27 protein-coding genes and 1 pseudogene are annotated in these 22,131 nt (G+C 38.3%); 14 read left to right on the forward strand and 14 right to left on the reverse strand.

The annotated features are described in order from the left end of the window. Positions 1 to 56 precede the first annotated feature (56 nt). The gene (locus tag WIW72_RS05285; RefSeq protein WP_337720719.1) at positions 57 to 215 is read right to left on the reverse strand and encodes a hypothetical protein; all 159 of its coding nucleotides are present in this window, start codon (positions 213 to 215) and stop codon (positions 57 to 59) included. 344 nt (positions 216 to 559) lie between these two features. Here WIW72_RS05285 and WIW72_RS05290 point away from each other — a divergent pair, with 344 nt between their 5' ends. From WIW72_RS05290 to WIW72_RS05300, 3 genes are all read left to right on the forward strand, one after another. Beyond that, complete coding sequence (locus tag WIW72_RS05290) at positions 560 to 682, forward strand: HypC/HybG/HupF family hydrogenase formation chaperone (RefSeq protein WP_337721270.1); 123 nt, start codon at positions 560 to 562, stop codon at positions 680 to 682. A 19-nt stretch (positions 683 to 701) separates the two neighbouring features. Beyond that, the gene (gene hypF, locus WIW72_RS05295; RefSeq protein ID WP_337721263.1) at positions 702 to 2,936 is read left to right on the forward strand and encodes a carbamoyltransferase HypF; all 2,235 of its coding nucleotides are present in this window, start codon (positions 702 to 704) and stop codon (positions 2,934 to 2,936) included. A 131-nt stretch (positions 2,937 to 3,067) separates the two neighbouring features. After that, complete coding sequence (locus WIW72_RS05300) at positions 3,068 to 3,421, forward strand: hypothetical protein (RefSeq protein WP_337720717.1); 354 nt, start codon at positions 3,068 to 3,070, stop codon at positions 3,419 to 3,421. A gap of 51 nt (positions 3,422 to 3,472) precedes the next feature. Here the strand turns inward: WIW72_RS05300 and WIW72_RS05305 are convergent, their stop codons facing one another. Next, positions 3,473 to 3,817: a PaREP1 family protein gene (locus WIW72_RS05305; RefSeq protein WP_337720716.1), complete on the reverse strand. Its 345-nt coding sequence runs from the start codon at positions 3,815 to 3,817 to the stop codon at positions 3,473 to 3,475. A 112-nt stretch (positions 3,818 to 3,929) separates the two neighbouring features. Continuing rightward, on the reverse strand, positions 3,930 to 4,382 hold the full coding sequence (locus WIW72_RS05310; RefSeq protein ID WP_337721264.1) for a hypothetical protein: 453 nt from the start codon (positions 4,380 to 4,382) through the stop codon (positions 3,930 to 3,932). A gap of 216 nt (positions 4,383 to 4,598) precedes the next feature. Here WIW72_RS05310 and WIW72_RS05315 point away from each other — a divergent pair, with 216 nt between their 5' ends. Then, the gene (locus tag WIW72_RS05315; protein WP_337720715.1) at positions 4,599 to 5,255 is read left to right on the forward strand and encodes a hypothetical protein; all 657 of its coding nucleotides are present in this window, start codon (positions 4,599 to 4,601) and stop codon (positions 5,253 to 5,255) included. 31 nt (positions 5,256 to 5,286) lie between these two features. On the opposite strand, the gene WIW72_RS05320 is transcribed toward WIW72_RS05315, so the two are convergent. From WIW72_RS05320 to WIW72_RS05340, 5 genes are all read right to left on the reverse strand, one after another. Then, positions 5,287 to 5,439: a hypothetical protein gene (locus WIW72_RS05320; RefSeq protein WP_337720714.1), complete on the reverse strand. Its 153-nt coding sequence runs from the start codon at positions 5,437 to 5,439 to the stop codon at positions 5,287 to 5,289. A gap of 84 nt (positions 5,440 to 5,523) precedes the next feature. Continuing rightward, on the reverse strand, positions 5,524 to 5,682 hold the full coding sequence (locus WIW72_RS05325) for a hypothetical protein (RefSeq protein WP_337720713.1): 159 nt from the start codon (positions 5,680 to 5,682) through the stop codon (positions 5,524 to 5,526). Positions 5,683 to 5,836: 154 nt separating this feature from the next. Further along, positions 5,837 to 5,995, reverse strand: coding sequence for a hypothetical protein (locus WIW72_RS05330; RefSeq protein ID WP_337720712.1), 159 nt, complete (start codon positions 5,993 to 5,995; stop codon positions 5,837 to 5,839). A gap of 2 nt (positions 5,996 to 5,997) precedes the next feature. Continuing rightward, positions 5,998 to 6,423 (reverse strand): GNAT family N-acetyltransferase, encoded by a 426-nt coding sequence (locus WIW72_RS05335; protein WP_337720711.1) that lies wholly within the window; start codon positions 6,421 to 6,423, stop codon positions 5,998 to 6,000. Between the two features lie 159 nt (positions 6,424 to 6,582). Further along, complete coding sequence (locus WIW72_RS05340; protein WP_337707862.1) at positions 6,583 to 7,146, reverse strand: isochorismatase family cysteine hydrolase; 564 nt, start codon at positions 7,144 to 7,146, stop codon at positions 6,583 to 6,585. 327 nt (positions 7,147 to 7,473) lie between these two features. Between WIW72_RS05340 and WIW72_RS05345 the strand changes: the two genes are divergently transcribed. After that, on the forward strand, positions 7,474 to 7,899 hold the full coding sequence (locus WIW72_RS05345; RefSeq protein WP_337720710.1) for a hypothetical protein: 426 nt from the start codon (positions 7,474 to 7,476) through the stop codon (positions 7,897 to 7,899). 85 nt (positions 7,900 to 7,984) lie between these two features. Here the strand turns inward: WIW72_RS05345 and WIW72_RS05350 are convergent, their stop codons facing one another. The 3 genes and pseudogenes from WIW72_RS05350 to WIW72_RS05360 form a co-directional block, all read right to left on the reverse strand. Further along, positions 7,985 to 8,119 carry a hypothetical protein gene (locus tag WIW72_RS05350; RefSeq protein ID WP_337721265.1) on the reverse strand — a complete coding sequence of 45 codons (135 nt, stop codon included), beginning with the start codon at positions 8,117 to 8,119 and terminating at the stop codon, positions 7,985 to 7,987. A gap of 237 nt (positions 8,120 to 8,356) precedes the next feature. Beyond that, positions 8,357 to 10,126 (reverse strand): chloride channel protein, encoded by a 1,770-nt coding sequence (locus tag WIW72_RS05355; protein WP_337721266.1) that lies wholly within the window; start codon positions 10,124 to 10,126, stop codon positions 8,357 to 8,359. Positions 10,127 to 10,785: 659 nt separating this feature from the next. Next, a pseudogene (locus WIW72_RS05360) lies at positions 10,786 to 10,964 on the reverse strand (zinc ribbon domain-containing protein); the annotation flags it as partial. A gap of 63 nt (positions 10,965 to 11,027) precedes the next feature. Here WIW72_RS05360 and WIW72_RS05365 point away from each other — a divergent pair. The 4 genes from WIW72_RS05365 to WIW72_RS05380 are packed head-to-tail and all read left to right on the forward strand — an operon-like array spanning position 11,028 to position 13,933. Continuing rightward, a complete protein-coding gene (locus tag WIW72_RS05365) occupies positions 11,028 to 11,606 on the forward strand; it encodes a 2-oxoacid:acceptor oxidoreductase family protein (RefSeq protein ID WP_337702097.1) in 579 nt (192 codons plus the stop codon). Then, positions 11,603 to 11,863, forward strand: a complete 261-nt coding sequence (locus WIW72_RS05370) for a 4Fe-4S binding protein (RefSeq protein WP_337702095.1) — start codon at positions 11,603 to 11,605, stop codon at positions 11,861 to 11,863. Before WIW72_RS05365 ends, WIW72_RS05370 begins: the two co-directional genes overlap by 4 nt. Positions 11,864 to 11,865: 2 nt before the next feature. Further along, positions 11,866 to 13,026 carry a pyruvate ferredoxin oxidoreductase gene (locus WIW72_RS05375; protein WP_337702093.1) on the forward strand — a complete coding sequence of 387 codons (1,161 nt, stop codon included), beginning with the start codon at positions 11,866 to 11,868 and terminating at the stop codon, positions 13,024 to 13,026. Continuing rightward, on the forward strand, positions 13,019 to 13,933 hold the full coding sequence (locus tag WIW72_RS05380) for a 3-methyl-2-oxobutanoate dehydrogenase subunit beta (RefSeq protein ID WP_337702091.1): 915 nt from the start codon (positions 13,019 to 13,021) through the stop codon (positions 13,931 to 13,933). The genes WIW72_RS05375 and WIW72_RS05380 overlap by 8 nt, the downstream gene beginning before the upstream one ends. Before the next feature lie 459 nt (positions 13,934 to 14,392). On the opposite strand, the gene WIW72_RS05385 is transcribed toward WIW72_RS05380, so the two are convergent. Beyond that, complete coding sequence (locus WIW72_RS05385) at positions 14,393 to 14,833, reverse strand: NUDIX hydrolase (RefSeq protein WP_337702089.1); 441 nt, start codon at positions 14,831 to 14,833, stop codon at positions 14,393 to 14,395. A gap of 612 nt (positions 14,834 to 15,445) precedes the next feature. Here WIW72_RS05385 and WIW72_RS05390 point away from each other — a divergent pair. After that, positions 15,446 to 15,898, forward strand: a complete 453-nt coding sequence (locus WIW72_RS05390; RefSeq protein WP_337702087.1) for a hypothetical protein — start codon at positions 15,446 to 15,448, stop codon at positions 15,896 to 15,898. A gap of 108 nt (positions 15,899 to 16,006) precedes the next feature. Here the strand turns inward: WIW72_RS05390 and WIW72_RS05395 are convergent, their stop codons facing one another. Then, the gene (locus WIW72_RS05395; RefSeq protein ID WP_337702085.1) at positions 16,007 to 17,203 is read right to left on the reverse strand and encodes a hypothetical protein; all 1,197 of its coding nucleotides are present in this window, start codon (positions 17,201 to 17,203) and stop codon (positions 16,007 to 16,009) included. Between the two features lie 489 nt (positions 17,204 to 17,692). On the opposite strand from WIW72_RS05395, the gene WIW72_RS05400 reads away from it, so the two are divergent. The 4 genes from WIW72_RS05400 to WIW72_RS05415 all read left to right on the forward strand — a co-directional run bounded on the left by WIW72_RS05400 (position 17,693) and on the right by WIW72_RS05415 (position 21,599). Further along, positions 17,693 to 18,097 carry a HEPN domain-containing protein gene (locus WIW72_RS05400; RefSeq protein ID WP_337702083.1) on the forward strand — a complete coding sequence of 135 codons (405 nt, stop codon included), beginning with the start codon at positions 17,693 to 17,695 and terminating at the stop codon, positions 18,095 to 18,097. Then, positions 18,066 to 18,437 (forward strand): nucleotidyltransferase domain-containing protein, encoded by a 372-nt coding sequence (locus tag WIW72_RS05405; protein WP_337702081.1) that lies wholly within the window; start codon positions 18,066 to 18,068, stop codon positions 18,435 to 18,437. Before WIW72_RS05400 ends, WIW72_RS05405 begins: the two co-directional genes overlap by 32 nt. Before the next feature lie 366 nt (positions 18,438 to 18,803). Continuing rightward, positions 18,804 to 19,679 (forward strand): pirin family protein, encoded by an 876-nt coding sequence (locus WIW72_RS05410; RefSeq protein ID WP_337702080.1) that lies wholly within the window; start codon positions 18,804 to 18,806, stop codon positions 19,677 to 19,679. A 153-nt stretch (positions 19,680 to 19,832) separates the two neighbouring features. Then, the gene (locus WIW72_RS05415; RefSeq protein WP_337702078.1) at positions 19,833 to 21,599 is read left to right on the forward strand and encodes a protein kinase domain-containing protein; all 1,767 of its coding nucleotides are present in this window, start codon (positions 19,833 to 19,835) and stop codon (positions 21,597 to 21,599) included. Between the two features lie 45 nt (positions 21,600 to 21,644). Here the strand turns inward: WIW72_RS05415 and WIW72_RS05420 are convergent, their stop codons facing one another. Further along, positions 21,645 to 22,112 (reverse strand): peroxiredoxin, encoded by a 468-nt coding sequence (locus WIW72_RS05420; protein ID WP_337721267.1) that lies wholly within the window; start codon positions 22,110 to 22,112, stop codon positions 21,645 to 21,647. Positions 22,113 to 22,131 lie beyond the last annotated feature (19 nt).

Here is a 22,131-nt window from a genome sequence, read left to right on the forward strand (position 1 = left end):
CTTGATATACTAAGATATTTCTCGTCTCTTTTTATTATTTTGATTGTAGTATCAATTTATACTATGCAAAACTTTCTTTGGTTCATGTTGAAATTCTTAGTGTTAGCTATTATTACACCAGTAAGCATAACGTTACCTATTGATAGAATCGTTGACGGTACCTTTATTAATTCCTTGGTTTTAGTACTAATTTCAGCTTTTATTTGATAAGCCATATAACCTCGTCCAGCCTTACCTTAAGAGAAAGCCATCTCAAATAATTATCGTGCAAGATTTGAGACTTATCAGTATTAAGAGAAGAAAAAGTTTTAGATTTATGAAGTTCTCATTTCTTTCGTCCCTATCTATGAATACGTTTACTCCTTTGTCGCTTATTTCACTGCTTACAGTTAACTTACTCCTTAAGCCTTGTGCTACGATTCCTATTTGAGATAAAATATTGATATCTTGAGCTTCTAATGCACTTGGTACATATAGTATTTCAGCGTCTTTTTGATCAACGCTTAATCCAGCAGATTTTGCATTATTTTTCCCACTGCGTTTTATCTATTCCCATAGCATTAGCCTAGTAAACGCCGAAATAGGAGACTATGTCTCAGTGCATGTAGGTTATGCTATAAAGGTTATAAATGAAGAAGACGTTAAGAATGAGCTTAAAAACTTCATAAAATCATTAAAATAGGCAATGAAAGACTACTATTATGAAAGCTTATAGAATACTTATCTCCGGCATCGTGCAAGGTGTAGGTTTTAGACCATTCATATATAGAATAGCGGTAAAATCTAATGTTTATGGTTATGTAAAAAATTTGGGTGGAAGCGAAGTAGAAGTTAAGATAATAGGCAGAGAAGAAAACATAGGCAACTTCTTTTCCTTGCTTTTCTCTAAAATTCCACCACCGGCTAAAATTGAAAAAATATTGATAGAGGAAGATAATATCCAAGACATTCACGAGTTTAAAATCTTGCCTAGTGGCAACGTAGTAAATGAACCTAGTCAAATACCTCCAGACCTATCAATATGTGACGATTGTTTAAGAGAGATTTTAGATCCTAAGGATAGACGATATAAATATCCCTTCAATAGTTGTGCCTATTGCGGACCAAGATATTCAATGCTTTATAAAATTCCTTATGATAGAGAGAGCACTGCTATGAGAGATTTTCCCTTGTGCGATAAATGTAAGGCAGAATACGAAGATCCTGAAAACGAGAGACGATTCGACGCACAAGGAATAAGTTGTCCAATTTGTGGTCCCAAAGTTTTCCTTTCTACAACTGATGGAGAAATAATAAAAGACAAAGATCCCATAGCTACAGCCGCGAAGCTTATTGAGGAAGGGTATATTTTAGCAATAAAAGGAATAGGAGGTTTTCACATTGCGGCTAACCCATTTGACGATGACGTTGTAATAAAACTAAGAGAAAGGAAAAACAGACCTCAACAACCTTTTGCGCTAATGGCCTTATCCGTAAATGTTATTAAAAAATACGCTGAAGTAAGCCAATTGGATGAGGAATTACTAAAATCCTTAGAGAGACCTATAGTATTGCTCAAGAAAAAGGAGGATTCAGAAATTTCCAAGTACGTTTCTCCTTACCTAGATAGAGAAGGATTCTTCTTATATTATACTGGATTACATTATTTACTACTCGATAATCTTAAGGAAAAAATATCAATAATGACGAGCGGAAATAAGCACGGCTTACCAATGTGTACTGATGAGGAATGCGTGAAAACTAAGTTAAAGGGAGTTGTGGATTATGTTTTATATCATAATAGAAAAATTGTAAATAGAGTTGACGACAGCGTGATAAGAATATCTGCTGGGAGAATTATGTTCCTCAGGAGGAGCAGAGGATATGCCCCTACATGGATAAGAATTAAGAAAAAATTGAGAAAAGTTGCAGTAGCAGTTGGCGCCGAACTCCAAAACGTTGGTGCTGTAGCTTTTGACGATAAGGTTACTCTTACTCAATACATAGGTGACACCGACGAGCTAAATACTCTTGAAGACCTGGAAAAATATATAAAGTTCTTCTTAAATACCTACCATCTAACTCCTGAAGTTATAGTAGCAGATAAGAATCCAGCATATCAAAGCACTAGACTCGCATCAAAACTTTCAGAAGAATACTCAGCAGAACTGGTACAAGTGCAACATCACTTAGCTCACGGACTAAGCGCCATGGCTGAGTATGGTCTTCACGACGCTATAGGAATAATAATTGATGGCATAGGTTACGGAGACGACGGTAACGGATGGGGCGGAGAGGTAATCAACATAAAAGATCACGGAGAAAAATATTCAAGAGAATATCATTTAAAATACGTACCTTATACTGGCGGAGACATAAATTCGTTAAAACCTGATAGAATGCTAGCACTATTTCTCTCAACATTTATGGATTGGAACGAAATTCAAAATTATGTCAAATTAAATGATATAGAACTAAAAGTATTAGAGTATCAAACGAGGAAAAACAGATTATTTACCTCAAGTACTGGGAGATTTTTAGACTCAGTCTCGGCGTTACTAGATATTTGTCATTATAGAACTTACGAGGGAGAACCGGCAATAAAGCTTGAAGCCTTTGCAAGAAATGGTAAGTTACTAGATTTCGAATTTCCAATAACTAATAACGAAATAGACACAACGGCGGCATTTAAGTGGATTATTGAAAACGGAATTCAAGATAAGCCAAGTATCGCGTATACTTTACAATACAAATTAGGAAAAGCGTTAGTTCAAGCTGCTTTGAAACTTAATCCAGAAAAAATAGTAGTATCTGGTGGAGCGTCAGTTAATGAATATATACTGAAAGGTATGATGGAAAATTCAGAAGGAGTCGAAATACTTACACAATCTAAAGTATCACCTGGAGATGGAGGAATAGCATTGGGACAAGTTTATTACATCAGTGAGGAAAAATGAAAGTCGTAATAGGAGTAGAGAAAATGTTTTTATGAAAGACGATGATTGCGGAAGCTTTATAACCTAAGCGTTAGACGGGTTAATTCCAATAGATGTTAAAGACTTGGGAATGGGAAGTTTATCTATCATAGATGATATTAAGGGATTATGATGAAATAATCATTATTGATGCAGCGGATATAGATAGTGACGTAGAAGTTTTTGAAATAAAAACTGAATTAGAAGATGAAATTCCTCGAGCAGTGATTTCAATGTCGTTAGGCGGCCCTCACTCCATGTCTATGAGAGATATACTCACAATCTTAAATTCTGATGGTAAAAATAGAAAAATAATTGTAATAGGCTGCAAGTCAAAGGAAATCGATGTAGGATATGGTTTAAGCGAAGAAATGATTAAAAACGGAATAAAAGTAATAGAAAAAATGGAAGAATTTATAGACTTTAACGTTGACGAGGCTAAGAAACGGTTTCTTACTATTATATGAGAAATCACAAGCCAATATTGAGGTAATAAACTTAGAGAAAACGAATAACATTTATATTCTATTTGAAATTACTTTGATTATACTAGCCAAAGTCTTTACTTCACGTAGGTTCATTCTTTCCTCATGAAAGCAATCAGTATGCAATTTCCATGCGGCTTTCCAGATATCTTTTAGCTCAACTTTCTTTTTAACGACTTTAAACAAAAGTTCAGATTCCCAATAATTTTTTGCGTTTACCTGATTTAGTATTTCACTCATATTATCTACAATAGCTATATACTTTAGAAAATCCTCTGTGGCTTTGTAATATTTTTCACAAGCATCAACTAAATCTCCCTTATTCAAAAACTCATCAGCCTCCTCCAAATATATTTCTGCTGAGGTTCTAATTAACATCAAGTAGTATATTTGCCTACTTACCTTAAAATAAATAATGGAGATCGGCAACCTAGGATTGCAAAAATAAGAGTTACGGTTAAGATGGACAATTCATGATATCGCAAAGCCTTTATGATTGATTTTCTTCGGTACGCTGGATTACTCTAACCCCTACATTAAACATTTGTTTAATTACGTATTCAACTAGCCTGATATTTACACCTTTCTGGCCTATGAAGCCTCCGGACTCTTCCTTTAATCTCACTACGAGCTCGTTACCTTGAAAATCTACACTATCAACGTGCTTAACTACCCAAGGTAAAGGATGCACCGCACTTATTATATCCTTAAAGTCTAGTTTTAACTCCACTACCCTAACCTTCATCTTAGTATCGCTCTCTATTCCGTTAATCCTTTCTCCGCTTTTACCTATTAGTCTATCCTCGTTGCCTTCCTTTACTACTATCAATGCGTCTGGGACGTGCTCTGAGGTTATATTAAGCTTTTTCTTTTCTTCTGAGAATTCAACGACAGTTATTATATCAGCATCTGGAGCTAGTAAGTGCGTTAAGTAATTCCTCATAGCCATTACTTATAGGTTTAATTGACTCAAGCATTTGATAATTTTTGAAGAAGGATTTTTGAGGTTAACTCATTGTGCACGTTTCCCCGTGCACTCGTGAATTTCGATCATCGTGCACGTATCCCCGTGCACTCCCGATTAATAACTTGTGTGGAGAAATATTTAAGCTTACACGTGTTTGATTTCTTTTTTACTCGTAGTTGAATTCTTTAAATAATGATTAAAAATGAGATTTACATAGCAATTGATGAGGCGGGAAATCCAAATGATGAAAAACCGTTTATAATTTCAGCAGTTTTAATTAACGATATAAACTGTTACCTAAATTTATACGGGGAAGCATTAAAGGATGTACAAAGGCTCACGGGCAAGAATATAAAATATTTTAAATGGTCGGAAGATTCACCTAAACAATTCAAGTTAGGAAAGGACGTTAAAGGAATTTTTGTAAACAAGGTATTAAAGAACCTGACGGGAATCTCCTTAATTATAAGGAAAGTAAATGAAACAAAATTAAGTAACTGCTCGGCGAAAATTTACGGAGAGATATTGGGCTTACATTTAAGGAAATACGTAGCAAGCAAGAGCGTCTTTGTTCATTATGATAGAACTCCGATATTAAGAGAAAGCGATAAACAATACGTTGTCATTAATTTTCCTAAATGGACTCTAGCTAAAGTCCTTGGAGTCGATTTCACCGGACATGATAAATGCAAATTAATTCATTCGGCAGATTATATCTCAGGTATAGTAAGAGAGCATGTAATGAAGGATGAACTTAAAGAAGAATATAGACAAAAAGTGGAAGAATATTTTAATGTTGTAATCAAAAATTTCAAAATAAAGGAGGTAAACATTAAAGATTGTGAGTAGTCAGAGAGAGTGACGTAGTATTTATCATAACTTATAAATTTAAGATATCATAATTAACTATGTCATCCGCGGGCGGGAAATACCTCTTTGAAGTCCGGTAACTCATGTTTTCATAAGTAGCGTCATATTCGTAGGGTTCTAATAAACCGTAAGTTACGAAGTCCTCACCTATGTCCTTGTACATACCGGCGAAAAACTCTCTCAGCTCTTTTGCTACATAAAGTAGTTTCTCAATATCCCCTTTTATACCTTTTATGCCTTCCTTATTTTATTGACCGGCGTTATGGTCTCTGATCTCAAGATCTCCTGCCCGTAGTGAAACATGTTGCGGATATCTCAACCACATCAAGGTAGCCATCTCTCTGATCTTAGTCCGGACTTTCAGGGCTATCTTGTACACTTCCCCGCTGAAGTAGAGCTGTTGCATCAAGTCTGAGACCCTAACGTAACCGTGTCTATCCTTTACAATAGTTTTCCCTCGCCTTATTGAACAAGGAAGGGTTATGGCGGAATACTACGTTCGAAGAAAAATCTATAGCCTCAAACATAAATGCTACTACTACGTTATTATACATTTAAGATTATTCTTCATATACGTTATAATTTCTCCTAGCCAGCTCTTCTTTCAGTTTAGTCTTGACTATCTCTACATCTCCTACATACATTATTAAATTACAGAAGATTTTCTCTATCTGAGAATACATGAAGTCATTAATTTTACAAGCTTCCTCAAATCCCAATTTTATAAGAAGTTCCCAGACCTCAAATTCCTTTCATCTACCCACGCAGTAAGTATTTTCACACCTTCGAGCCTTTTTATTGCCTCGTTAAAGAGAACATATATTAACCCCTTACCCCTGAACTCTTTGTCCACTGCATAGGCTATTTCCGCAACATGAAATTGTCTATCAGGACCGAAATATCTACCACGTGATGCTTGGAAAAAGCCCACAACTGTAGAGCCATTATATGCTAAGATCATAATGGTACTTTTTCCCCAAGATTTAGACCATTCAATGATCCGTTGTTCATCGATCTTACTATATCTTGTTAATGTATAATTGTCAGGGTCTCGGGAGAGTCTATTTATGAAATCCAGGTAGTCGTTAACTCTTTCATTTGAGCCTTCTGTTATGTGTAGTAACTTACCATCTATTTCTATTTTCATGTCTCTACTGACAACTATGGCAACATATTTTAAACTTTATACCTATACCTCGTTATCCCTCCTTTATTCTCCATTTAAACAGTCCATAAGGAGTTGACTTAAGGACTGCTTACCGTGCTCTGGAAAGTGTGAAGTAGATTTTTAAAAAAAGACTTTTAGTTATTCAGAACTCCACCTTTCTATTATTTCTTTGTTGTCTAGGACTAACATTAACTTACTCATGTTAGCTAAAGACCTCTCATGGGCTTGTTTGTCTGCCGAGGATACTGCTTCTCTAGCTATTACTGGTAAGAATCCTAAGGCTTGGGCGTGCCTCGCTGATGTTTCTACGCCGATATCCGTAGCGATTCCCGTGAAAACAATGACGTTGATTCCGGCATTTCTCATCATGAGTTCGAAGTTAGTCCCTACGAATATGGAAGCAGTGTTCTTGTTCAGTACTATGTCATTCTCCTTAGGATATACCTCTTTAACTATGTCGCCCGGATCAAATCTCCTCCTCAAGTACGGGGGCTGAAACCTCTCAGGTAAGGGTGTTATCTTAGTGTAAACTATTGGTACGTTATATTGCCTAGCAGAGTCGATTAACTCTTTAAGTTTGGCAAGAAACTCATCTCTGTTAAATATCGAGTTAACCAGGGCTTCTTGAACATCCCATACTACTAGAACGGAGTTCTTCCTAGTTATGAACTTTTTTACTTCGTCTTTGTTATACCAAGCCATAAACCCATATATTGATTATAGGTAAAAAGTTTATCACCAAACAAAATGACGAACTGTTAAACAAAGCTCGTACACGAATGTAATTAAGATTAGAAATTGAAGGAGGTTAATACTCATGGATTTCCTCGTTTCCCGCTTTGTCACTATTCATCGCAAGGACTGTTACCGATTTCTTCATCCTATCGGACAAACTTGTGTATATAGCTTCCGCTCTTGTCTCGTCGGTCTCGATATCCTTCTCCCTACAGTCCTCATAGAATTACTGCCTATTTTTAAGAGTTGTGTGATACTCGTTAACATTTAATGCTTAATGTACGAATAATGGTTATGGAACTGAAACTTCCTCCCAGAATTAAAGTGCTTGAGGCACTTGGAGCTATTGCTGATGGTAGAGTTGAAAAGACAGAGGAGGGTTGTAAGGTAGTCTCTTCCGAGAGGGATAAACAGTACGAGGTGAAGATCAAGGGACAAGTGGTCTACAGTGACGATAACGGGACAAGGTTTAGGGGATACATAGGTTACCCTATTATATCCTGCCTTATGTTAAACGGTGCCCTCCCTTTTGACGATAAGTATGCAAATGCGTTAAAGGGTATACCATGGAAGAGGCTCAACGAGGAGTACAAGAATTACGCTAGAGTAGAGGAAATAGTGTTTAAGGTAAGTGAAGAGAGAGGTGTTAAGAGGGAGGAACTGGAGAAATTTGTAGACCACGTTATGAATAAACTCAAGACTCTTCATCTCCGTCGTTAACAACTGCACTTATTTTCCTCTTTAAGTCATCCTCGACCTCATCCTCTCTGAGGACTTTTATAGCGTAGCCAGCATGTACTAACACCTAGTCACCTTCTTTAGCGCCTACTAAAGAGAGCGAAATGTTCCTCTTAACGCCTCCGAAGTCCACAATTCCTTCTTCTCCCTGCTTTTTCACCACTTTTCCCACAAAAGCCATGTCGTAGGGGTCATATTCCATAAGTAAATTATCTCAGAAGAGAGGATTAAAATATTGTTCTCTAAACACTTTTTTAAGCCAAATAATTAAATAATCATCATGGACAAAATAGATAAACGCATTATTATTGGGTTAGATCTCCTTTTAAATGAGTGAATATCTACGATAGCTTACAGATCTCTTCTTTATGTTGAATATTTTCTTATGATCCATTGTATTAAGAAAAAGAATTTTAATGAGATAAAAAATAAAAACTACCTAAGCTATTTTTGTGGAGTCGTTCTGTTTTAATTTATTCACTTTTTCTTCATATGATTTAAGTAGATTATCCATAGTTAATACTCCTAAATATTTACCGTCCTTTACTACACAGACCCATCTGCTTCTAAGTCTAGCCATTATATCCCAGCAGTCTTCAAAGGTAGATTCTGGTCTAACATATGGTACTCCTCTAACTACATATTTCCCTACAATATCATTACTGTCAGCTTTCTCTAAGTCCTTCAAATATACTGCCCCTACGAATCTATCATTATCATCTGTAACGGGTAAACTCAAGAAATTGTTTTCCATCATCTTAGATAAAGCTAAGCTTACTTTATCGTTTATCTTTACTCTAATGTCAGAAAGTTGAGCATCGCTTACCTTCAATATTTGTAATAATGGTATTTCATATTCAAGTTTATGTGCTGGTGAATCTCTTCTAGTAGGAACTTGAGCTTGATAAATGGTGTAATTTCCTGAAACTAAGTAGGAAAGAGCTACGGCTATCATAGTTCCGGGCAAGAGTTGTAAACTACCTGTCATCTCAGTGACCATTACTATTACTGATAGAGGTACTTTTCCTGCAGCACCGAAAAATGACGCCATTCCTATTATAACAAAAGGTGCTATTGTAGGAACTATGTTCGGGAAGATATGATTAAAAATAAGACCTAAATCAGCCCCTACGAAAGCTCCTATGAAAAGCCCTGGTGCAAATACTCCTCCACTACCTCCTGAACCTATTGAAAAGGAGGTAGCTAATATCTTTAATAAGGGAAGTAAAGCAAGAAGTAATATAGTAGGTAAAAAGGGAGAGTAAAAAGCGTTAGTCTTTTCGTACTCAATTAAATTTATCCAACCATAACCCGTGCTTATTACTTCAGGCGCTACTAACGCTATACTTCCCGTTATTAGTGCCCCTAGTACTGGTTTAAAGTAATTACTTATCTTTAACTTTTTGAAAAATGAGTGTACACCGTAAAACAGTTTAACATAAAGTATTGCTACGAGTCCATTAACTATTCCCAATACAGCATATAAGGGTAATCTGAGTGGACTAAATGATTCTGAGTAATAACCGAAAACTGGTGTAAAACCGTAAATTGATCCAAATATTACATAGCCTACTGCTGAAGCTATTAAAGAAGGATATAGTATTTCAGGTTCAAGGTCTCTCCTATATAATATTTCTGCGGATAATAATGCTCCGCCTATAGGAGTCTTAAAAATAGTTCCTATCCCTGCTCCAATACCTACAGCTACCATTTTTCTTCTATCCTCGGGAGGGAGTTTTAATAAATCAGCCAAAATAGAACCTATTCCCGCTGAGAATTGAGCTGTAGGTCCTTCTCTTCCAGCACTCCCTCCAGAGCCTATAGTTATTGCTGATGCTATGATCTTCACTGGTATTACTACCCACCTTATCTTACCTTGGTAATAATGATAAGCTCTTATTGCTGCATCAGTCCCATGACCTTCAGCCTCAGGTGCAAATGTATAAACTATGAGTCCCGAAAGTAGACCACCTATAGCCACTGAGACTGGAATTAGATAATAATTTCCAGGGTGAAAAGCAAAAGAAAGATTCCCTCCTTCCCCTAAAGGTTCTGGATAGGAAACACCTATAAATTTATGTATGAAGATGAATTCAAATATATGTAATAAAGTATAAAATATTGTAGCAGCTATACCTGCTATAACACCTGCTATAACACCTAGAATAAACCACTTTTCAAAGTAAGGTAGTCGTTCGAAACGGCTCATAACAATCTTTAACAATTTAGGTTTAAAAAATTACACTTGATTATCAGAATCTTTCATATTATTGTCGTTAAGCTGTTATTTTGCATAAATAGTTAAGGATTAGGAAAACTCTTATTAGATAAGACCCTTCTCGTCCCACTTGTAATACAAGGTGATTGTGTAAACCTTTAAATGGAAGTGGCTAGACAAGGACTTTGGTAAGGAGTTTTAGCAAATTTCTTCTGTTCATCATCACTCTTAAGAGGTAAGGAAGAGGGAGTTAATGGGTATACATTCCAGAAACTGGTATATAGAAAGGGAGTTTATGTAGCTCTAATCCTGCCTTAAGCTATATTGATAGAATTTACTGCTTCTCGCACTCTAGCAGACGATATATATCGAAGTTTATTAGATGTTAATAGTATAGTTAGTGAAATTGGAAGTATCGAATTAGTAAATGAGTGGAGAAGAAAACAATTAGAATATACATGGCTTCTAACCCTTATGGGTAGATATGAGAGCTTAATATAATTTATAACTGGATTACACGAGGGTAAATATGGATATTACAATTGGTTTAGAACGAAGAATCTTCAGTATGTAGGAAAAACGTTTATGTTTCTCTCGTTAAGATAATTACGTCTCCTAGCCCTGAGAAGGCAAGGGTCCCCTTATCGATTTTAGACTACATTCCTCATTTGAGGAACAGTCGAGAGCATCTCTGACCTCTCCAGTTTAAGTTCATAATTGCAATAACGTCCCTATCATTCTCGTAATCACAATACGTACAAAGAAATTACCCATAACCGACTTCCACCATCTTTTTTCGGCATCTAGGACATAATATAGAGGAGTAATTGAATTAAAATACCATAATTAAATCTTAAACTGGGTTAATTTATCCCCTCTCATCTTATCTATAATGACAAATATTATCCTCGGAAGAGAAAAGTATGTTATGGGGCTTGAAATAGTTCTTAGAGGAAGAGGTGGTATGGGGGTAGTAACTGCTGGTGAAATACTCGTTAAGGCTGCTGTCCTTGAAGGTAAGTATGGCCAGTCCATCCCCTCCTATGGCGGAGAAAGAAGAGGAGCTCCGGTAACTTCTTACGTTCGCCTCTCAGATGAGCCGATATATATACACAGAGAGGTTTACAACGCTGATCTTATCGGGGTATTCGACCCCTCACTCTTTAAGGTTATGAATCCTCTCGAGGGTTTGAAGGAAGACGGGATCTTGGTCATAAACACCAAGACTCCACAGAAGTTGTGGAAAAAGACCTTCTATCTAGATGCAGTGGAAATCGCTGAAAAGCTGAACCTTATCATTGCGGGATGGAGGTTAGTTAACATTCCTATGGTAGGGGCAATAGCGAGAATAACTGGAATGATATCATTGGATGCAATTGAAGAGGCTGTAAAAGAAGAGTTCGAAGGTAAGTTAGGTGAAACGAACGCAGAGGCGGCTAAACTAGGTTATGAGATGGTGAGGGAGGTATGATCAGCTATCCAATTCCCTTAGGAAGACCGAAAGTAGGTGCAGCGGGACTTACCGGGCATTGGAGGGTAATAAAACCCGTAATCCACTACGACAAATGCACTAAATGCAGGCTCTGTGTAATTTACTGCCCTGAAAACACAATAGACCTTTTGGAGGGATTTGACGTGAGGATAGACTATGATTATTGTAAGGGATGCGGAGTATGTGCACAAATATGTCCTCAAAAAGCCATCGAGATGGTTCCGGAGGTGAAATGAAGATGATGACCGTGACAAAACACGTAACTGCAATGGTAGGTAACCACGCAGTAGCTTATGCAGTAAAACAAGCTAAACCGCAAGTCTTAGCAGTTTTCCCAATAACCCCTCAGACTACGATGCTCGAGAAATTAGCAGAGTATATAGAAAAAGGAGAGCTCAAGGCAGAGTTAATAAAGGTTGAAGGCGAACACTCTGCTCTATCAGCTGTTTATGGTGCAGCTGTAGCTGGAGCTAGGGTTTTTACGGCAACGTCTTCTCAAGGTCTGTTATACATGACCGAGATGATTTACTGGGCTGGAGGTGAGAGGGTTCCTATTGTTAATGCTGTAGCTACTAGGGCTTTAGCTGAACCTTGGTCAATATGGGATGATCACCAGGATTTCTTCAGCAAGAGAGATGCGTCTTGGATCATGATGATGGCGGAAAACGTTCAGGAAGCCTACGATATGACGTTACAAGCCTTCAGGATAAGCGAAGACAAGAGGGTATTACTCCCGGTGATGATGGGCTTTGACGGATTTATCTTAACCCATACGATGGAGAGATTGGAAATCCTCGAAGATGAGACTGTTAATAAGTTCCTACCTCCTAGGGAATTCAATCTGATAGATTTTAACGATCCAGTCAACGTAGGCCCCATTGCAGCCCCGGATGATTACATGAGAATTAAGTTCGAGACTATGAAGGCAATGGAAGGGAGTAAGGAAGTCATCGAGGAGATAAGTAAGGAGTACGAGGAGATAAGCGGTAGGAAACAGTTTGGCTTAGTTGAGTGCTATATGTGCGATGATGCGGAATATGTGTTCACAACGGTTGGTGCATGGACTGGGGATGCTAGAGAAGCCGTGAGGAGGATGAGGAGCCAAGGAAAGAAAGTGGGCTTACTAAAGATAAGAGTGGTAAGACCCTTCCCCAGGGAGAGGATCAAGAATGTGTTGAAAGGAGTTCATGGTGTGGTAGTATTTGACAGGGAGTATTCCTACGGTATCGGAGGAATTTTAGCTACGGAGGTTAAAGCTACCCTCTACAACAGCGGAATCGATGTTCATAGTGTAATAGCAGGTATAGGAGGGAAAGATGTAAGACCACTTCACTTCCAAAAGGTAATGGAAGACGTGTTGAACGGTTACAAATTTGATGAGAGGTGGTTAAATGAGTGAGGAGTTAATTCCCGATTATATTAAACAAAAGAAAGTGATCAGACAACAAAACTTCTTCAGGGGAAACGCCGCTTGTCCAGGGTGTCCTATACCGAAGGAACTCGACTTACTGTTAGAGGTAATGGGTAAGAAAACAGTATTAGTGGTTCCTGCCTCATGTTCAACAGTGATCATGGGAGATATCCACGGATCTCCTTCACCGGTACCGGTAGTTCACAGTGCCTTTGCATCAGCTGCAGCCATAGCTAGTGGTTTATCAAGGCAGTTGAGGATAAGGGGAGAAGACGCCAAAGTTGTGGTTTGGGCTGGAGACGGTGCTACGGGAGATATAGGCTTTGCTACTGTCAGCGGAGCGGCGGAGAGAAACGAGGACATACTTTACGTATGTTATGATAACGAGGCTTTCATGAATACCGGCATACAAAGGTCATCATTAACACCCTACGGAGCCTGGACTACAACTACTCCAGCCGGTAAGAGGGAATTTAAGAAACCAGTGCCCTTTATTATGATGGAGCACAAGATACCTTACGTGGCTACTGCTTCAATTGCCTACCCGTTTGATTATCAAGCTAAGTTGAGAAGAGCAAAGAACATGCAGGGGTTCAGGTACATACATTTACTCTCTCCGTGTCCCCCAGGATGGAGGTTCGACAGTAGTTTGACTATCGAAGTGGCTAAACTTGCTGTGGAAACTGGAGTGTGGCCGTTATTTGAGGTTGTTAATGGCGAGTTTTCGTTAACGGGAGTAAGTAAGACCTTACTTGATAAGTCTAAGAGGAAACCGGTAGAGGAATACTTGAAATTGCAGGGAAGATTTGCAAAGATGAGTGAAGAGGAGATTAAAGTGTTCCAAGAAGCCGTTGATTATATGTGGGAATACATAAAGGAATTAGTAAAAAGATAACACAGTTAGACGAAGTTTATTTCTTTTTACTAATTTAATTATAGAAAGATTTTCTTAACCTGAACTTAAAAGGAATAGTTGTAGTTTTATGGCACTTTTTGATCAAAAGATAATATCTCTGACATCCTTCCGAGTAATATCGATGAATTCATAATAATTAAAAGGCGTTCATAAAAATTAGTTCAATTGCTAAAACTGCAATAAATGCTATAAGTCCTACAGTTTTCACATCATCTTCTTAACCTTTCTCAATGTTACAATAATAATTGAATTTGAAAATATTATTTTATAAGATATAATAGGAAAGCTGTTTTCAATATTAGATTAAATTTCTTAAAGAATGAAATAAAACTCATTATTACTGTTACTAAATGTAAATCGAATAACGTATTCATTAATATTTTCTATTACTTATAAATAAAGATTTAATCTCTGTAATAATTCTTATATTTTCAAATGCTATGTCTTTTCCCAACCAAATTCACTGTATATTTGTCCTTTTAATAGTCCTAAGTCAATTGCTTGTCTTACATAAGGAACTATATTTTCTGGAAGCTTGCTAAGCTCAAACCATCTTAAAGCTTCAGCCTTATTAGGTTCTTTAATTGTGGGTTCACCTATCCACTTAATTGCACTAAAGAAAAAGTCTACTCTTTCTTGGTTTTCAAATCTGTGCATTACATGGGTAAGCACTAAATCCTCACGGCTAAGTTTAATTCCAGCTTCTTCCATAGCTTCTCTTATCATCGCATTTGTTGCAGATTCTCTAGCTTCAACATGGCCTGCTATAACACTCCACCAACCATCCACATACCCTGTATTTTTCCTTAATTGCAAAAGAATTTTACCTTCCTTCAAAAGAAAAAGATGGACCGAAAGTATTTGAGGATGTCTGTTCACAGGATATGATATTAGCTAAAAAATAAAAAACTAGTCTAATTAAGTCCTATAATACCAATATTATAATTATTAAGATTATTTTTAGAAATTAACATGTAAATATCGTACAGCAAAATAATGAGATAATCAATATGAAAATTATAACCTAAGATGAAAGTCTTTCATATTCAGAAAAAATCTTTGTAAATTAATTTTTATTATCTTAAGATTAGTTACCGTGCTATTCATCTGTAAGTTTAACACTAACAGTTTGACCTTAGCAGTTATTCCTCATAAACTCCTCATATTGTAATATAGAATTTAATTTAATTTCGAAACACATGCCTTCATAGATTAGCCTTCTTAACCGAGTTCACTAATAAACTTAATTAGATAGTTAGAATAGAAAGATAATATATATTTTCTACGTACACAGTTAGGTAATAGTTTACAGAGCTTCTTTTCTGATTAGTATGACTGTTATAGATTTCACGTATACGAAATCACTGTTTTACCTCTTCATACCCTTCCCTTAAAACATTTACAACGTCATTTCCTCTCGTAACTATCATTTTGCTTAAATCTCATATTAATTAAGAAAATTTTTTTAACTAGCTTTCAAAAAAGAGAATTATGCCACTACTTGATTACGGCGAGGTAAAACTTGAGGTAAACGGTCTTAGTGACCAAGAGTTAAAAGACCTACAACAGAACATAGACAAACTATTCAAACTGTGCCATCTAGTAGCGGAGAAGTACGGAATTGCAATGAACGATGACGAAGTGAGGAAAATCGTGGACTATTTAGACCAGTTTACGGAGAACATGAGGGATGCTGTGTTTAAGAAGGGAAACAGCACGATAAAGGTAATCTTAGAAGAATGGGTAACACTCCCCAACCAGAGGAGGTTGATAGGTCTGTGGTACTTGTTGGACAAGCTGGGGTATAAGACCGACAGACAAGCTGACCTCGAGTTAATTAAGCAGAGGCTCCTCGAGTGGAGGACTAAGGCTCAAGAAAGAAACGACAAGGACGTCCTAGAACTGCTGAACTACTTCACAAAGTTAGGATTTTACAACTTCTAACCCTTTTTTCTTCTTCTTTTTTAACGTATACCGAGGTAGTGTGGTTAGTGTTAACTAGTTCTCCTCAGAAGGCGAGACCTCTATTAACCACATCTTTGTAAAAATTTTCTAGTTTTCATTACTATTATTTTTCATTATCTCTTCCAATTTGCTTAAGACATACGCGTAATTATATTCAGCTTTAAGAGTCTCTACAGTCACCTTTCTCTTATCTGGGAAATTGCTATTGAGTATTCTAGCGAAGGGCTCTCCGTTAACACTTATCTCTATCTTTTTGTAAAATGACTCACAGAACAACAACTCTCCTACGTCACGTTGTCCCTTAACCTTATCGTGCAATAAGATTACTTCAACACCCTGACTCATTCCTGACCTTCTAACACCTTGATCACCACTGATTACTGCCAGAGGGGCTGGTAACTCCTTCTTCAATGCTTTAGCTTCATTAATTAGAGCGACATCGGAACCTCTGCTAGATTCGGAGACCGGGACTTGCTTATGTATTCTTCTGTATGAACTCATGGCTAGGTAAAATTTAGGGTCTTCTCCCTTTTGTGTAGACTTAGTGAGCCTCAACAGTTCGTTATAAGTAGACCTCGAGGGGAGTAGACGGGGCCCATTTTCTCTATCCCAGGCGATCTTGGCGAGCCTTTCCCCTAGATGTACGTAAGCGTTAACGTCAGCTAGGAAGAAGTAACCCTTTTTGACGTATTCCCTGATCTCTTCCTCTTCCTTAAACCTTATATCTCCAGACCTCAATTTACATAGTTCTTCAAAGTCCTCATCATAGTCAACCTTACCTAGAAGAAAATAGAGGTTTACCAAAGCCTTTAGAGACTCCACTTTGATATCGACTTTTTCAGGTAAGTTCGGCACTGTCTTAGGAGGGTCGTATGAAACACTCGTGCCTTTCCTCACATCGAAAACTGTTATTTCTTGAAGCGGTACGTAACCGAAAATATGGTATCCCTTGCTCTCTTCCTTTAAGTAAGCGTAACGAACCTCTCTAGCCTGAGAATAGTTGAGTACGGCAATAGCCATGTACTTCCTCCCCGGGGTTATGTCAGCCACATCTATACTGATATCCTTAACCTTATCCCTCCAATTGTTTATCCCAACTCCAAGTTCTAAGACCTTAGTCTCGGCATTAATCCCGAAGGATTTCATTACCCCGGTTAAGTCTAGATCTCGAGCTTCTTCTGAAAGAATTAGGATTTTGTCGGGTCTGATCCCGGTAAATATTTCTGTCATTATTGCGTCTAACGTAGTGACAAGTTTATTTGAGCCGAGTGTAGCGAGGATCATTAGTGAATAATGATAAAACTAATATATATATTGAGTGGAAGATAGAATCTCGTGCATTAAGGTGCATAGAGTCTAGTTCAAGGGATAATAACATCCCTATAAAGACGAATGTATCTATTCAACGTACCATACTGACATTAATCACGTCCTTCCTAATGGGACTGTGGAAGGACAGTGAGCATATCATTCATTAACGAGACTAGACTAATGGATTCCTCTAATTTCAAATGGAGTTTGGATCTCTGAGCCGCTCGATTACTTTCTAGGTATAAAGACCGAACCGATGAATTGACGTTCTTCTGGAATAAGGAAAGTTCCAGTAACGGTTGCAGGGAACATTATAGGAGTAGCTTCTGCCAGAACCGTGGTAAAAGAGGCGATTAATAATCAAAACTGGGCTACAGAAAAGCTATCCGACATAGCTAAGCCTATAGCTATAAAGGTGTGCTTTCAAATTTTCTTAAATATGCTTAAGCCGACTATATTCTTGTGGTAAGCAGGGTCAACGATTGGATTAGGCAAGCTGAGAGAAATTTTAGATCTGCTGAAATTAATTATCAAAACGAACTTTATGAAGAAACTTGCTATGAAGCTCAGCAAACTGCAGAAAAAGCTGTCAAAGCTTTGTTAAGTTATTTTCAAAAAGAACAGAGAGGTCATTCTATCACCTTCCTTTTACAGTCATTATCTATTCAAATTCCAAGTGAAATATTAAGATGTGCACAAGAACTTGATAAACATTACATACCCTCACGATATCCTGACGCTTACGATCAAGGTGCTTTTGCAGATTATTATAATAGAGACGATGCAACTAGATGCTTAGATTGTGGTAGAAAAATTTTATCATGGGTGAAGGACGTTGTGGGAGGAACTTTGCAAGGAATATTCTAAGTTTAATCCAAAGCTAGTAGTGTTATTTGGATCTTACGCCAGAGGCGATTATACTAACGAGAGCGATATTGATGTTTTGGTTGTTTCCGACGTTTTTCCACACGATCCTAGGGAAGGTTTCGCAATGACCTATACCATGAAATTCCCCAAGGTAATGCCTGTAGCAATGAACACCCAAGTTTTTTTAAAGAAGTTAAATGAAGGATCTACGTTTATTCTTGAAACCATAGAAGACGGTAAAATATTGTGTGGAGATAAGGAATTTGAAAACGATGTTTTAGAAAAATTCAAGGAAATTAGAAAAAAGTTTAGAAGAAAAGGGAAGTTATGGGAATGGTGACAAAATCTCACCATAAAATTCTTTGTATATTTCTTTCGGGATTACATATGGTGGGCAGTCGAGTGGGTCAGAGAACCACTTGAAAGGGGGACTTTCATCCAAATTACGTCTAGTCCTTTGAAGGAAAGGAGATAACGGTTACTCCTCCTACAGTCTCATTAAGCCCTTAATCGAACTGGGAAGAAGCATCATTAGCGTCACTGAAAGATTAAGGAGTATTTAAATACAAGGCTATCCAGCTGGCGAGACTTTCCGCCCCCTTAACCTCAATTTTTGTAATTACTAAGTTTTGGCTTCTACTTTCCTTTCTTATTAACTTAGCTAAGTTGAATCGCGTTTAAATAGTCTGTAGCCAAACTAAAACCTATGAGAAGGAAAGTTGAAGGCTTAATACAAGGCAAGGTCACTAGAGACGGGGCTGGGGTAAAGCTATACCGCGTCTTTGGTGGCTTAGAAACTGTAGACATTACCGACCCCTTTCTTCTATTAGACTTCTTCGGCTCCGATAAGCCTGAAGAGTATATCATGGGCTTTCCTTGGCATCCTCACAGAGGGATAGAGACGGTAACACTATTATACAAAGGCAAAGTAGAACATGAGGATAGTGAGGGTAATAAAGGTGTAATTTACCCCGGTCAAGCCCAATGGATGACGGCAGGCAGCGGAATATTTCATCAAGAGATGCCGAAACCTATGGATAGAACGTTTAACTACCCTTATGATCCGAACACGGTGTCTGGTCTCCAGCTCTGGATCAACTTGCCTGCAAACTTGAAGATGACAGACCCAGTTTATAAAGACGTTAAACAAATACCCAAAGAGGAGTTCGATTTTGGCACTATCCAAGTCCTATCAGGAGAATACAAAGGACTAGTGGGACTGGTAAGAGTTAAGAGCCCAGTAGACCCATCTTACTACGACGTGGAATTACACGGCGAGTTTAACGCTTCTTTCAAACACGGTTACACTGTTCTGGCGTTTGTCGTAGAAGGAAAGGTAACAGCTGAAGAGTCCCTCCCTTCAATACCAAGCGGAAACTTAATAGTCTTCAGTAGAGAGGGAGAAGAGATTAAGCTCAGCGGAGAAGGGAGAGTAATAATTCTGGCTGGTAGACCGTTATACGAGCCGGTGGCTTGGTACGGTCCTATCGTTATGAACACGAGGGAACAGATCTATGAGGCTTTGGATGACTTAAGAAAGGGGACTTTTGTGAAAAAGACCGGATTAAGGGAAGATGTTTAATACCTTAACGTTAAGTTCAGAAAGGAAGGTATAATATATACACAGCTATACTACAAAACCATTTAATAGTTGTATTATCGCTATACCTAGGTTTAAGTATCTCAATCTTCCTAACTAGTTTAGTTTATAATTTAGTATTACCGTAAAAATCATGTGTCGTCATTAAGGTCACTCATCTCACAAGGACGACAATTTTACGATAGTAGGGATTACTACAACGCATACAAAACTTTCGAAAAAGCTTATAAGATGTTTCCAGACCATGAGGAAGTGTTACTGTGGAAAGGGAAGACAGAGATAAAACTGGGGAAATTGAAGACGGCAATTAACACCTTGAGAAAGATCGTAGAAGGCTATAACAAAGACTCATGGGAAGCCCTTTACACTTTAGCTTTAGCGATTTACTATTACTCCTTCTTGTTAGCGAGTTCCTCTTCAAGGAAAAAGAACCTTAAAGTAGCTCTAGATTATAGTGAGAGGGCTTATACTAATTCCAAGAAGAACAAGAGCGAAATAGCCTCTTTGCGTTCAGTCATCATTGCGGAATTAGGTCAGCTGGGGGAAGCGGAAAAGTCCTTAGCAGTAGTGAGAAGGGGAAACAATTTCAACCCCCCGGTGAGTATCGCCCTCACACACATTTACAGACTTAAGGGGTTACTAACAGAAGCCATATACGAGATAGACCGAGTCCTACTTTACGAACCCAATAATGTAGACGCATTAATCGAGAGGGCTCTGGTACTCAGGGACAAGGGAACTTACGACCAAGCGTTAGTGACCTTGGACATCGCTTTACAGACGGAACCTACCAACGTCCTAGCCATGCTCTTCAAAGCTGAGGTACTCGAGACGATCGGTAAGACAAACGAGGCTATGGCACTCTACAAGGTCATAGACTCAATAGTCTCGAGCCCTCTAATCAAGAAAAAGCTCTCAACGTCCCAGCCTAAGTCCTTGCCCTCCAAACTCCTGAGCACCTCCGCTCCTATTAACTGGGACCCGAAAGTGTGGGTAGGGAAAAAGCTCTCCATATATGAGGTAACTGACGTCTTGGGAGAGGGAGGCAACGGTTACGTGTTAAAGGCTAGGACTCCTAAGGGTAATGATGTTGCGGTCAAAGTTCTGAAAATCTACACCGGTGTACCTGAGGAACACTTCGACACACTCATAAGTGAAGCTAACAGTTTGTCAAAGCTCTCCAGCGACCCTAACGTAGTCAAGGTATACGCAGTACACGTGGACAAGTTCCTCATCGAAGAGGTCTTAGCCGGGAACTTTACGTTTTACAAAAGAGAACCTCCTTTGCTCGTCATGGAGTTCATGAGGGGCGGAAACATGGCCGAGTTAATGCACGACGACAAGTTCTTCTATTCTACCCAGTGGAATAAGGCTGTGTATAGGGCTATCGCAAGTGTCGCCTCAGCTATGTACCAGATGCACAAGTTAGGTTTGGTACATATGGACGTCAAGCCCCAAAACATATTCCTGACTGAAAAGCCCAATTACCCCTATGATCTCCAGAACGTTAAGTTCAAGTTAGGTGATTTGGGTAGTGTTGTTAGGGTCAACGGGAAAGTGCTACAACTGACCGTGGAGTACGCCAGTCCAGAAGCATATTTGGAGAATGCTAAGCCCTACTTCGACGTGTTCTCTTTGGGCATGACCATGTATGTCCTACTTACCAGAAAACTGGACAGACCAGACCTTCAGGAGATGAACAACGCTTACAACTGTTACCAGAGAAAGGACTTTAATTGTGTGAGGGATGAGGTCAGAAAGGCTCAGGGTAAATTAAGGGGATGGGATCCCAATGTACCCGCTGAGGTAAAGCCCTTGTTAGCGTCTATGATATCACCAGACCCCGTCAGGAGACCTACTTCCTTAGAGGTACACAATTTCTTGTTAAAATTGTTAAGATGATAAGAGTCTAGGGCAACAGAACAGAAAAAACAAGAAAGAGTACTCTTATCTTATTTCGTTTACCACTTTTTCTATCTCTTGATAAGGAGGTTCCTTTGTAGGATCGTCAGATACCCATTTGTACCTTATCACCCCTTCTTTATCTACCACGAACACCGCCCTCTTAGCGAGTATATAGTCAGGTAGTGCAGGGAACTCCCAATAAACATTATACTTCTTCACGATTTCTCTGTTGTAGTCACTGACTACGATGAAATTGAGTTTGTATTGCTCTTTAAATGCCTTGTTACTGAAAGGAGGGTCTACGCTGATCCCTATAACTACAGCGTTCATCTCGTTGAATTTAGCCATAGAGTCCCTAAAGGTGCACATCTCTTTAGTACAGACCGACGTAAAGACTGCGGGGTAAAAGGCTAGGACTACTACTTTGCCTCTGAAATCTGACAACCTCACTTTTTTCAACTCAGTATCCACAGCCTCGAAGTCCGGGGCTTTCTCTCCAATTTCTGGCATAGGAATTATTGTGTAACGT

This window comes from Stygiolobus sp. CP859M (assembly GCF_037389975.1).
Lineage (GTDB): Archaea > Thermoproteota > Thermoprotei_A > Sulfolobales > Sulfolobaceae > Stygiolobus.